Genomic DNA, 13148 nt, shown 5'->3' with positions numbered 1-13148 from the left:
TGTGTCTCTCTCACTGCTGTCGGGGGCCTGCGCCGGTGACGAGGCCCTGGGATTCGGCCACCTCGAGTTCGACCTGCGTGACCGTGCTGACCTGGTTGAGTTCGCCCGAGGCACCGTCGGAGAACTCCCAGGCCGTGTCCCAGGCGACCTCGACGGTGACGGTGTAGGTACCGCCGGCACTGCCTGCGGAGGAGCGGGTGTAGACGTGGCCGCAGTCGGGGGAGGCCGTGTCGGGGGCGTGCACGGCGGGGTCGTAGGGGGTGCCCGGGCCGTCGCACTCGATGCGGGTGCCGTCGCCCAGGGTCCAGGTGGTGGTGACGGGGGTGGCGGTGACCTCGAGGGACCAGCCGGGGACCTCGGCGGAGGCGCTCTCGGGCGCCCATGTCCGGGAGTCGACCCACAGCCAGACGGGCGTGTTGACCAGGACGAGGGAGTCGGGGCCGGGGGAGGTCTCGATCTCGGGCGGGGGCAGCTCGAAGGAGGCCATGGACTCCTGGATGAGGGTGACGGGGTCGACGGGGTCGCGGCCCTCCTCCCCCTCCTCGTCCTCTCCGTCGCCGTAGTCGATCGACTCCCAGTCGATCTCGTGCCAGGGGACCTGGGACCAGTCGACCGCGGTCTCCCAGTCGATGCCGCTGTAGTCGATGCCGTCCCCGGCGGGGGCGGCGGTGTCCCCTCCGGAACCGGTCTGGGTGCCGGTACCGCCCTGGGTGGGGCCCGAGCCGGCGCTTCCGCCGTGGCTGCTCCACCAGTCCAGCCGGACGGTGCAGCCCCTGCCGCCCGAGCTTCCGCACTCGACCCGGCCGAGGAAGGAGCCGGGGTCGGCGTGCGCGGGGGCGGCGGCGCCCGCCGCCGCCAGGGCCAGCAGTGCCGCGGCGGCGGCAGCGGGGGGTGTGGGCCTCAGCATGTTCCTGTCTCCCAGATGCGCAGGTCGGACACGCGCCAGGCGAGTCCGTCGTGGATGAGCGCGGCGTCGACGCGGCGCGGACCCCCTTGCGAGGAGGCCCCCGCACCGAGGTTCCAGTCGGAGTCGTCGAGGCAGTCGGTGACCTCGGCGCGGTCGGCGTCCTCGATGCGCGCGGATGGGTCGAGGACGGGTTCGCCGGTGACCTGCGCGCCCTCGGCCCGGGCGCCCTGCAAGGCGTCGGTCATGAGGGCGAGGGCCGCACCGACGGCGTGTTCCTCCAGTTCGGCGCTCTCGTCCGCGCCTTCGTGCGAGGCGTCCGCGACGGCCTCCCACATGCCGGTGTAGGCGGCGAGCACCGCCTCCTCCTCTCCGGAGGAGGGATGTGCCGGCGGTGTCGCCGCGACCGGTTCGGAAGGGCCGGTCTGCGGGTCCGCGCACCCCGCCAGCAGGGCCAGTGCCGCGGCACCGAGGACCGCGGTGAGGGGTCTCCGCACTGACATGCCCTCTCAGTGTGGCTTTGATTGTGTTTCGGCTTGGCTTTGGGTGAGCTTATAGAAGGACCGCATGCGTCAACAACCCCCGAAGGTCACAGAAGCCCTCTGTTACCGAACCTTCTCCTGAAGGGGGGAAGCAGTTTCCCGCAGCACGGCGAGGGCGCACCCGGAGCGGCGTCCGGATGCGCCCTCGAAAAGGGGCGGGAGGGGTCGCGTCAGACCACGGTGACGCGGGGCCCGCGGCCGCACAGGCGGCGGATCTCGCGAGGGTCCAGGCCGGCGTCGGTGACGAGGTGGTCGACCTCCGCGAAGCGTGCGAACCGGGACAGCCGGTCGCGGCCGATCCTGGTGTGCTCCGTCAGCAGCACGACCTTGTCCGAGGCCCTCACGACCGCCTGCCTGGACACGACCTCGCTCGGGTCAGCACAGGTCAGGCCGCGTTCGGGCGAGACACCGTCGGCCGCCACGAAGGCGACGTCCACATGTATCTGCTCCAGCACCTGGGGTCCGACCAGGGTGGCCCCGGAGCCCTTGCGCACACAACCGCCCAGCAGGTGCACGCTCAGTCCCTCGCAGTGGGACAGCAGCAGCGCGACGGGGACGGAGTTGGTCACCACGGTCAGGCCGGAGCCGGGGGGCAGCAGCGCGGCGACCTGCTCCGAAATCGGGCCCGCCTCCAGCAGGACCACTCCCCCCGGGCCTGGCAGTTCGTCCAGGGCGGCCCGGGCGATGCGCTCCCGCGCCTCGGCGGCGCGGTCCGCCTGCGGCATCACCCCGGTTCCCTTCCCGGCGGTCTCCCCTGCCGCACCGATGGCTCCCATCACAGGAACAACCACCTGAGCCTCCCCTGCATCGATGTCCAGAAGCCGTTCTCCGGCAGCCCGAAGATCTGGTCCGCGGAAGTCGGATTTTGGCACAGGGGCATGAAGGATCCAAGAAGAGGTGGGGGAAGTGCGGACAACGCTCTCCGAACGATCGCCGGGGCGGGAGGAGAGCGGGCGGAGGCACGGGTGTCCACCAGCGGCTTCGTGGCCTCTCGGGGAGGACCGGGGCCGACCGCCCGCGCCGATTTCCTCAGAGCTCAGGGCGTGCCGGCGACAGGACGCCACCAAACAGAAGTAGAACCACAGATGACAACTCAAACAAGGGGAAGACAACAACCACTTCCACATGAGGGCGTTGCGATGTTACCTTCTGTTGCGCTCGCAGCTGTGACCGGGAAGGCGCCCCCATGCCCTTGGACCCCAACATGCCCGAGTCCGCACGCACCGCCATCAAGGTGCTCACCGGCATCGAGGTCCCCACCGCCAACCCCCACGCCATGCGCGCCGCCGCCGAAATCTACCGGACCCTCGAAGACCGCCTCCTCACCGTCCTGGTCCCCCTGGTCGAAACCGTACGCCGCCGCGTACGCACCAACTTCGACGGACGCACCGCTGACTTCTACGACCGCTCCCTCGACCAGTTCACCAAAGGCGACAACGACTACATCGGCTCCGCCGCCCACACCTCACGCACCCTGACCACCGAACTACGCAAAGGCGCCGCCAACGCCGAATACATGGCCATGATGGTCATCGGCCAGTTCGTCCAACTCGCCCTGGAGATCGCCTGGGCCATCGCCACCGCCAAATTCACCTTCGGCGCCAGCCTCAAACTCATCCCCGTCTTCAAAGCCATCCGCAGCCTGGCCATCCGACGCATCCTGGCCTGGTTCCTGCTCACCGTCCCCAGCCACCAGATCCTCAGCCAGATCTTCGCCAGCCTCGACAGCATCATCCAACGCCTGCAGATCGACAACGGCACCCGCGACACCTGGGACAACAAACTCACCAAGGGCGCCCACACCGGCGCCGTCTTCGAAGGACTGGTCTCCGCAGGCCTGGCCGGCGGCATCGACCTGTTCCTGAGCAACCGGATCAGCAAGGTCTTCAACGACCACCTCGACAACCTACGCACGCTCCCCGACCCCGTACCCGCCCCCAAAACCACCGGCCCCGATCCGCTGCCGGCGCCCAGAAACACCGATCCCGCGCCCGACCCGGTCCCCGACTCAGCGCCCGCCCCCAGGGACGCCGGGTCCGATGCAGGACCCGGCACCGACCCCCTCTCCCCTCTCAACGGGGATCTGGCCGACCTGTTCGGACGCCACGGCAACGAGTTCCTGGCCTCCTTCAGCGGCGGAACCCCCGGCCGCGTCCCCTGGGACAACGCCGCCAACGCCACCCAACTGCGCGACGATCTCTCCGACCTGTTCACACGCCACTTCGCCGACCACCTGGGCACCACCGGCGCCCGCGACCTGGGCCGCGACTACGCCGACACCCTCATCCGCCACTGGAACACCCCCGACCTGCACGGACAGCTCAAGAACACCCTCGGCAACCAGCTGCCCCCGCACCTGCGCGACCACCTCGCCGACAGCCCCGCCCACCTCCAACAAGCCCTGCACCAACACAACGGCAAGGCCACCACCTACCTCCAACACCTGGGCCTGGGCGCCGGAAGCGGAGCCCTGGAGGGCTACCTCGGCGAAGGCCTGGGCAACGCCGCCCAGGGCGAGGGCTGGAAAGCCTCCGTCTGGTCGGCCACCGCCGGCGCCAGCCAAGCAGGCACCCAACAAGTCACCACCGACAGCGCCCTGGCCGGCATCAACGCCCTCACAACCCCACCCACCCTGCCCGATCCCCTCACACCCCCACCCCCAACCCAGACCGACAGCGGCGGAGAAGACCCCCCGACCACCAACACCACCGGCCCCGACAACCGGCCCTCCCTCGACGACCGCAACGATCCGGACGACAGAGACCCCGGCAGCAGGAGCAGCTCCCACCCCGACCACGGCACCTCGGACACCGACAGACCCAGGCCCGGAAACAACGAGCCGTCCGAAAGCGGCGGCGCCGCCCCTGGCAGTGGTCCACGCGGGACCGGGGACGGACAGAACACCGCTCCTCCCCGGGAAGCCTCCGACGGCCCGGGGACGGAGAGCCCACGCGAGAACACCGACCGGCCGGAACAGGTCGCGGAGGACAGCACGAGCACTTCGCGGGAGGAGTCCTCCGACGACCACGACTGGCCGCTCGGGGACATGCCCGACTTCCGCACCGGCGAAGGCGACCCCCCGGCCCTGGGCGCCTACCCCGACCGCAGCCCGTTCGACCCCCTGGGCCTGCTCGACGAAAAACCGGGAACGCCCTGGGTCCCGCTGCTGTCCCCCAAGGAGGATTCCCCCTTCTCCGACATCCCCTTCCCCGGCTACCAGGGCAACCTCACCGTCTTCATGCTCAACGAGCTCTCCGTCACCGGCCCCCACCCTGCACCGGAAGAGACAGACCCCGCCACCGCCCAAGGCGGCACGGAGCAGGCCGCCGAGGCAGCACCGGCGCCGTTCGGGCCCCCGCAAGCCCCCGCCACTCCGTCTTCCTCCGGCGTCGGCGGCACCCCGCCTCCCGCCGCCGAACAGCCGAACAGCGGGCGGGACGGCAACCGGCCCTCCCAGCCCCCGACGACCATCCCCCGCTCCGCACCATCGGTGGCGACCAGCAACGACACCGCCCGGGGAGAGTTCACCACAGCTGCCCAACCCCCAACACAGAGCGCAGCACAAGACACCTCTGCCTCATCTGCGACCCACGCGTCCCCCAAAGAGGCAGGTCAACCCTCCGCACCCACCAACACCGGTCGGCAGGAGGACACCTCCCCGGCTGCGATCGGCCGGCAGGAGAGCGACCCCTCCAGCAGCCATCGCGAACGCGACAGCGACGTTCCTCCTGACCATCGGCCCACCACCGGCGACGACGGGTTCGACGAGTACCTCGTCCTCGCAGAGGCCTACGAGGCAGCCCTCGCGCACACCGATCCCGCCGACATCACCGACGGCTCCGCCTCCGGCCCCGAGCCGGAGAAGGCAGCCGACGCGGGATCCCCCGCGGAGCGCTCCGGTTCGCAGGGCACGGACACAGGCGAGGAGGGCGTACCTTCCTCGGCGCAGCCGGTACCCGCCGCCCCCACCGCAAGAACCGAGCAACCTGCGCCCCCGCACCAGGACCGGCACACCGGAAGCGGGCAGCCCGCAAACCGGCGCACGGGCCCGCAGGGTCCGGCTCCCGACCCTTCCGTGCCCACCACCCCCGGCGACACCACGGACGAACCTGCCGACCCGGTGGCCGGCAAGGACACCCCTGCCCCCGAGCCGGCACAGCCGCCCCTCAAAACATCAGCAGAAACACCGGCGCACACCGCCAACACACAAGAACACCCCATCCCCACGGCCGAGACCGACCCCTCGAAAAACGACCCTGCCGACAAGAAAGACCACTCCGAGGAAAACACCCCCCGGCCCGAGGAGGCCCCCCTCCCCCGGAAGGACCCCGACCGCCCCCACAGCGACACCGACTCCTGGGAGACCTACTCCACCGACACCAACCCCGACACCGGCCAAGGCCACTCCAGCCCTGACCGGCCCGCACCCGTACCCGGCCCGAGGCCGGACCCGCCCACGCCTTCCTCCCGGGACCGACGCCCCGCGAGCGGACGCACGAACCAGCACGAACCGGCCCCCGCCCCCTCCGCGCCCGGCAACACCACGGGCGAGCCCGCCGACTCCGCGAACGCAGCGGACAACCCCGCCTCCGACCCGACGCAGCCGCCTGTCGAGGCATCAGCGGAACCACCGGCCCTCACCGGCAGGACACAAGTACGACCGGCCCCAGCGCCCCAGACCGACACCACCGACACCGACCAGAAGGACCACCCCGACCAGGCACCCCCGACCTCAGAACACTCCGCCCCGCAGAACACCGGTACGGACCGGCAGAGCACACCGCCCCCGAGTCAGGCAGCGGCTTCCCCACCCGCTCCACAGCCGAGCTCCTCCGCATCTCTGCCCAGGGACCGGCAACCCGAAAGCGGACACCTGAATCCGCACGTTCCACCACCTGCGTCCTTCGTGCCGGACGGCACCGACAACGCCACCGGTGAGCTCACCAACTTCACGACCGCAACGGACACCCCCACCACCAACCCGGCACAACCTCTCCCCCAGACATCAGCAGAATCACCGGCTCCACCCCAGACCGCCCGCTCCGAGCAGGAAGACCGCCCCGAAGAAGACGAGTTCCGACTCGGCCCCCTCTACATCGACCGCCGCTCCGACCCCCGCTTCAGCCACACTCCGCCCCGCTTTTACCCCCGCCACCTCACCGACGACGACCTCAACACCCCCCACCTCTCCAACGACCCCTTCACCGACAACGACCCCGACACCACCCCGCACCACAACCCCACCGACAACGAGACCCTCCCTCCCGAGGGGGAGACCCAGCCGGAAACCGGCGTCACGTCCGACCCCGAACAGAAAAACCGCTCCGGAGGAGACCAACTCCGTCCCGACAAGAACCCCCCGCCCCCAGGGGGCTCCAGCCGATCCCACAGCGGGGGCCACTCCACCGACAGCAACCCCGATCCCGGTTCCGGCTCCGGCACCGGTCCCTCGAACGCCCGTCACGACATCGGCTACCTACTGACCTCGGACCTGGTGAACCCCGGCATGCTCAATGCGCGGGAGATGGCCTCGTTCATGGACCGCAACCTCCACGGCAACGCCGGGACCGGGCGCCCCGCCGACGCAGTGCGCGACAACCTCAGGAAGAAGATCGCGCAGCAGGCCGGCAGGAGCATGGCCCCGTTCTTCGCGGAGGACGGCTTCTCCACCGCTGTCGAGGACGCGAACGGCATCACCTGGCAGGCGACCGTGTCGCTGCGGCCGGGGAACAACGGCTTCCTCCCGGTGACCGTCACCGAGAAGGACAAGGAGGTCCTCTCCCAGATCGCACTGTCCGCCGAGGCCGGAGAGGCCAACCCCATCAGCGGCAGCAGCTCCCGGGGCAGCAGCAAACAGATAGCGCTGGCCTTCCACGCGTCCCCGATCACCGTCGGCGCGGTCAACGGCAACCCCCTGGGACCCAGCGTGTACATACGTGTCGCCGGCGGCACACGCATGCGCAGCACCGGTCAGAGCACGACGAACACCAACGAGGCTTCCACCGGCCACGAGGTCGCCGGGGAGCAGAAGCTCTACGTCTCCGATCTGGTCATGTCCGTCACGCTGGAACGCCCTCCGAACACGGCGGCCTCCGGCGGAGGACACAACCCGGTCAACCTCCGGTACACCGCGCCCGACGGTCTGCGCCTCGTGCTGCCCCGCGAGGTCAGGGCCCCTGTCGAGGACGCTCCCCGATCCTTCGGCCGGCAGGGCAACGACACGAGGCCCCTGGCACCGCCCACCGGCAGCGGGCACCCCCTCTCGGTGGGACCCGTTCGCAGGACCGACAACAGGCAATCGCTCCCCGACTGGCTCCACGACCGCCTGTGGACGGACAAGGAGAAGAGCTGGTTCTACCAGAACCTGCACAGCGAGAAGTCCAAGCAGAAACACCTGGAGGACTTCCGGGCCCAGGTCGATGCGACCTTCTCGACAGATTCCATGCGCGCCAACCTGACCCGGATGAGCCAGGGCCCCGTGATCTTCCCGGTCACGACCCCCTCGGGCCGGTCCCGCCTGGTGGGCATCTACTCCGCGCCCACCTCCTACAGGGCCAAGAGCGACATGCTGCCCCCCGACAAGCTGTCCGACAGGACCAAGGCGACACGTGAGAGCGGCTCCTCCACCTCCCACAGCAAGAACGCGTCGGCCACGTTGGGGATCGGTCTCAACGTCGACGTCCCGGTGGACAGTGCGCGCCGGGGCCGTCTCGACATACCGGGCCTCGACTTCTCCGGCAGCAAGGGGTCGGCGAAAGAAAAGGGTCAGTCGTCCTCGGGGTCGGTCGCGCGGTCCGGGTACAGCACGTCGGAGGCGGCGACCTACGATGTCGACCGCATCTTCCACGTGTACGTCGACGGCTCCTCCGAGTCGTACACCTTCACCGGAACGAGCGTGGAGACCCTCACCGTCGAAGAAGCCCGTGCGATGAGCGAGCAGGTCCGCGCGGCGAGCTCGGCTCCGGCGCCGAACACCCGCCCGAACGCCGACGGCAGCGGCAGCGGCAGCGGCAGTGCACCCGCCCGGCCCGCACGCCCCAATCTGGCACAGCAGGTTCCGGTCACCTTCCACGGCGCCACCCCCCGCGAACTCACCTGGCCCGACGGAAGCCGGCACCGGACGGACAACGGCGACCGGTTCACCGTCCAGCAGGAGATCGCCCACCGGATCCTGACGGCCCTCGCTCAGGAACGACCGGGGATGGTGCTGCCCGACCTGGTACGGGACCCCTCGAACTTCGCGCACAGGCCCGACAGGCAGAACGCGAACCGTTCCTGGCGCGAGCACCGCCCCTTCCGCCGCAGTCATGACGCCGCGGTCTTCAACACGCAGCGGGTGATGGATGCGGTCTCGGAGACGATGCTCAAGAGCAGCTTGGACGACCTCACCCTGCACGGGATACCGGTACACCTGGTGGAGACGGCGTGGATCAACCCCAGCGACCTGTTCAAGAAGGACGCGAAGATGCTGCGGCCCCCCTTTGTCACGGTGCGCATCACCGCTGACTTCTCTCCGCTCACCCCGGGGAGAACGACGGAGAGGGGGACGGGTGGAGAATACTCCGGCGCTTCGGGGCGCTCCTCCGGATCGAGCAAGCAGAAGAGCGGCGGAATCGCTCTGAAGGCGGGCTCCTACATCCGCTCCAACGCGGGCGACGCGTCCAAGTTTCCCAAGAGCGCCGGCATCCCTTCCTTGTCCCTCGAACTGAACAACTCCCGGGGAAGCGGCCGCGGTCAGGGGACGAGCTCCCAGACCGAGGACGTCGTCAGGCATCCGGAAGGATCCCAGGCCTGGGGAAGCGACGTCCGCGTCTCGGCTCGGCTGTACGAACACGACGATCTGGGCATGGCGCAGGGCGACGATCGCGGCATCCTCCTGACCGGAAAGCCGGTCTCGGCCCGGATCGTCCTGGAGACCCCCGAGAGCAAGGAGGGGGCAGCCGGCGGGACGTCCCGGACGCAGCCGCCGGGCACGACCGCAGCGAGCGGCACGCCCATTCGTCCGCTCACGACCGACGAGGCCAAGGCTCTCATCGACGGCCGCCCCGCGCCCCGGAACAATGCTCCGCAAGGGCTCGGTGAAGAGCGTGCCCGCCTGCTCGAACAGGCGCTCAGCACGGTGGAGCACATCGGTACCAGGCTCCGCACCGGGGGGAGCAACGACGTCGGCAGCCTCCTGGAGGCCGCCTACAAGAACTTCTCCGCCACCCCGCTCTGGGGCGACGGCTTCGCCTTCGAACGCAAGCTGAGACACTTCCTGGCCAGTGGCCAGGGCGCCCATCAGTTCTACGAGAACCTCTTCTCCCCCGAGAACCTCGCGGGTCACCCGGCTCTGACCTCGTCCGGCGGCCTGCGAGCACGCACGGAGATGAGCGGCGGGCCGCTCTCCCCCCGCAATCTGCGGCCGACCATGACCACCCGGATGGACATCGACTCGATCGACCGCTTCGAACAGTCCGACGCCGAGATCGGGTGGAAGGACACCGTCTCCCTGAACACGTCCTTCAACAAGGGGAAGGGGACGTCGCTGGGCCTGAAGGTGTCGGGCGCGGGCCGTTTCAACCCGAACCCGCTCGTGAGCAGTGAGGAGACCGCGCACACCGCGCCCAACTCCGCGAAGAACCCCACACTCAACATCGGCGGCGGGGCGGGGTGGAACTTCTACCAGAACTCCACCGGTCAGACCACTACGGCGAACCACTCCAGAACGGTCGAGTTCCACCCCCAGGTCCAGATGTCGTACGCCTTCACCGGTTCGGGGACCGTGTCCCAGGCCATGGAGTTCATCTTGGCCGCGCTCCCCGGGATTCCCATCCCCCTCGGCCCCCAGTACCGGGCCTGGCAGGCCCGGGTCCCCGAGCTGATCACCGGCCTGATCCACGTCCGCGAGGCCCACCACGCGGGCCTCGTCCGGGACCGGGTCGCGGTGAACGACGACGGATCGCTGACCCTACGGCCCCAACCGGGCTCGGACGCCCCGAAGACCGTACGGATCCGGCCCGGGTTCGAGGACTCCGGCAAGCTCCTCAAGCCGGCCGATCCCAGCGGTGCGCTGAGAGACCTCACCGACAAGCTGGCCGCCAAGGGGTGGGAGCTGACGGCGGGCAGCAGAGAGGCCATCCTCCAGGCCCTCACCTCCCATACCGGCCTGCATCCGAACACGGGTGTCCCGCTCCCCGTGAAGGTGCGCAGCAGTTCCTCGCCGAGGGCGATCCCCTCTCGGGACGCCACCGTCACCCTGAAGCTGAGAAACGTGTCCACCAGTGCGGACTACCTGTCCGGCAGGGCGGAGTACCACCAGGAGCAGACCCGCGAGAACACGTCCGAGGAATCGGGGGGACGGGGCAGCTCGGTGTCCGGAGGCACGAACGCCAGCCCCCTTCTGGCCCTGCCCCAGTCCGGTGGCGACCAGCCGGGAGGGGAGTCGCCGACGAGCCGCCCGGTCTACGGAAGGCTGACCGCGCTCGATCACTCCACGAGCAGCAGCACAGGCACGAGCACGGGCAGGACGGACACGAACAAGCGCACTCTCGGGCTGACCATGGACACGCCCTATGTCAGGCTCTCCATGAAAACCGAGCTGACCATCGATCTGACCCTCGCCGAGAGGAGGAGCACCGACGAGAACCGCCCGGGGGACACCGCGCCGGCGGGAACCACCCCCGCAGGGAGCACTCCGGCGAGGAACGCGGGAGAAACTGCACCGGAGGAGACCCGCGTCTTCACCGGTGTGCACGACTCCGGCACCGTGAGCGCCTTCTATCCCGCCCCCTACCTCGACCTGTCACCCGCACCAGCCACCACGGCCATCTCGCCGGGCTCCTCGGGACCAGCCGGCGATCGGGGCGTGCTCGTTGTCGAGGACTCGTCCGACGATCCCCACCTCTCTCTCGGCGAGATGATGCGTGCCTGGACCACGGACAAGGACCCGCAGGCGCACAACGACGTCCGCGACACCCCTCTCCTTCCGGTCTCCGTCGAGGACCGCGGACAGGGCGTCCGCGACACCGCACACATCACCGTGGCCAGGTCCTTGGGCTGGACACCGCCTGCCGGCTCCGTCCGGAACGGCCGGTACACGAAGGAGGCTGTCACGTCCGCACGCGCGTACGCAGCGCGTGAACTGGGCCTGAACAGCCACCACAACGCCATCGACCAGAGCCTCAGCGAGATCGCCCTCAGGTCGGTCCTTCCCGACGCCACCGCGAACGAGGGCTCCGAGCTGATCCGGATAGGCCGCACCACCTGGAACATCCGCGCCATGCCGATCCTCTCGTCAGCGCGCTTCCTCGACTACAACCCCGAGGTGCGGTTGACCGACTCGGCCGGATCGAGCACGTCGTCCTCGTCGGCCAGGAACCACTCGGGGACGCAGTCCTCGGGTCCGGAGTTCCAGCCGTTGGCGGTACACGAGACCGCGCCCACGGCGAGCCGCGTCCTCTCCGGCATCGCCACCGTCCCTCTCAGCAGTACGAGTTCGGGAGAGACGTCCCGGGGCGGCGGCACGCAGGAGGACAGCTCCGACGGCCTCAGAGGAGGTCCCGCCTATCTCGTGGAATTCGACACCCGGGTGGCGATCGGGGCCAGGAGCGAGAAGCACGGAGCCTTCGTCCGCAAGGTGAAGCGAGCCGGGCGCGCCGTTCAGAACTTCTTCGGCGGGCACTCCGAGTCCAGACCCGCCCGTTTCCAGAGGGGCGAGACCTCGGCCAAGGTCGCCGTCTGGGTCTCGGAGTCGGACCTTCGGCGGTTCGGTCTGCTCGGCGCCGCCGCGGACACCTTCTCGCTCCGCGTCAGTGCCGGCAGGCTGGCCGACGCCCAGAAGGCCCTTGCCGAGGCCGACAAGGCCTATCTCGAAGCGCGGCGGCCCTTGGAGAAGGCAGCGGCTGACTGGGTGGCGTCTCCCGGGGACACACGAGCCAAACAGAGATACGAACAGCTGGAAGCGGACTACCAAGATCGGCGCGAGGCGTTCACGAGGGCGCGGGAGGACTGGGAGGAGGCACTCGGGGACCTCCGATACATACTGGGCGGTCTCAACACGGGAAACCGCACGGCGAGTGGGCTCTCCCGCGGCAAGCCCCCGGCCACCAGGAACAACCGTTTCAGCAGTATGCCCCCGATCCCGGAGGAGACCTCTTCCTCCTCGGGAAACCTCCAGAACCCTCCGGTCACCGATCAGGGCATCGAGCTCCCCGACTGGCCCGGCACCGGGACCTCCTCGAAGGCCCCGACCGAGGGCCAGGGGAAGGAGAAGGACGTCGGTCAGCAGGGCGCGGGCGGAGGAAGCGGAGGAGACAGAGGCGGTTCAGACCTCGCCGATTACTTCAACGACGTTCTGAACAGCTCCTCCTCCAAGGGCAAGGGGAAGCAGAGCAGCACAGGCTGAGCAGCAGATCCGCCCGGCCCCGCACCTGGAGTCGGCGCCGGGGCCGCACCGCGGTCCCGGCGCCCGGGGGCCGACGGCGCGGCCACCGAGAGGCCCGTGTCCCACCGCCCCTCTGCCGCGGGAAACGGATTCCGAACAACCGGTCATCAGCCGGGGAATCCTCGGCGAAGGAATTCCCTTCCCCGAAGGGCAGAAACAGCGTCAAGGAAAAAAGGGAGGGCTTCCACAAACCTCCCACCTGGAGGAACGCTTTCCTTCCGTCGCCATGCGGTGAATCCGGCGTCTGCACACGAAGAATTCCCGGCCGGAAACCCGG

General features: G+C 69.6%; 4 protein-coding genes. 1 reads left to right on the top strand and 3 read right to left on the bottom strand.

Annotated elements, in window-relative coordinates:
- Positions 1–10: 10 nt before the first annotated feature.
- The 3 genes from FHS13_RS05425 to FHS13_RS05415 form a co-directional block, all read right to left on the bottom strand.
- Positions 11–907, bottom strand: a complete 897-nt coding sequence (locus FHS13_RS05425) for a hypothetical protein (RefSeq protein WP_184288459.1) — start codon at positions 905–907, stop codon at positions 11–13.
- Positions 901–1407 (bottom strand): hypothetical protein, encoded by a 507-nt coding sequence (locus FHS13_RS05420; RefSeq protein WP_184288456.1) that lies wholly within the window; start codon positions 1405–1407, stop codon positions 901–903. Before FHS13_RS05420 ends, FHS13_RS05425 begins: the two co-directional genes overlap by 7 nt.
- Before the next feature lie 209 nt (positions 1408–1616).
- A complete protein-coding gene (locus tag FHS13_RS05415; RefSeq protein WP_343064913.1) occupies positions 1617–2237 on the bottom strand; it encodes a DeoR/GlpR family DNA-binding transcription regulator in 621 nt (206 codons plus the stop codon).
- A 395-nt stretch (positions 2238–2632) separates the two neighbouring features.
- Here FHS13_RS05415 and FHS13_RS05410 point away from each other — a divergent pair, with 395 nt between their 5' ends.
- The gene (locus FHS13_RS05410) at positions 2633–12832 is read left to right on the top strand and encodes a hypothetical protein (protein WP_184288454.1); all 10200 of its coding nucleotides are present in this window, start codon (positions 2633–2635) and stop codon (positions 12830–12832) included.
- Positions 12833–13148: the final 316 nt, after the last annotated feature.

It is taken from the genome of Nocardiopsis algeriensis (assembly GCF_014203695.1).
GTDB classification, from domain to species: Bacteria; Actinomycetota; Actinomycetes; order Streptosporangiales; family Streptosporangiaceae; genus Nocardiopsis; species Nocardiopsis algeriensis.
The sequence above is the reverse complement of the archived record's forward strand: the minus strand, read 5'-3'. Positions and strand labels throughout refer to the sequence as shown.

Bases quoted from the DNA above. Each gene is read 5' to 3' on its own strand.
- FHS13_RS05420 (WP_184288456.1), bottom strand. From the start codon at position 1,407: ATGTCAGTGCGGAGACCCCTCACCGCGGTCCTCGGTGCCGCGGCACTG.
- FHS13_RS05410 (WP_184288454.1), top strand. From the start codon at position 2,633: ATGCCCTTGGACCCCAACATGCCCGAGTCCGCACGCACCGCCATCAAG.
- FHS13_RS05425 (WP_184288459.1), bottom strand. From the start codon at position 907: ATGCTGAGGCCCACACCCCCCGCTGCCGCCGCCGCGGCACTGCTGGCC.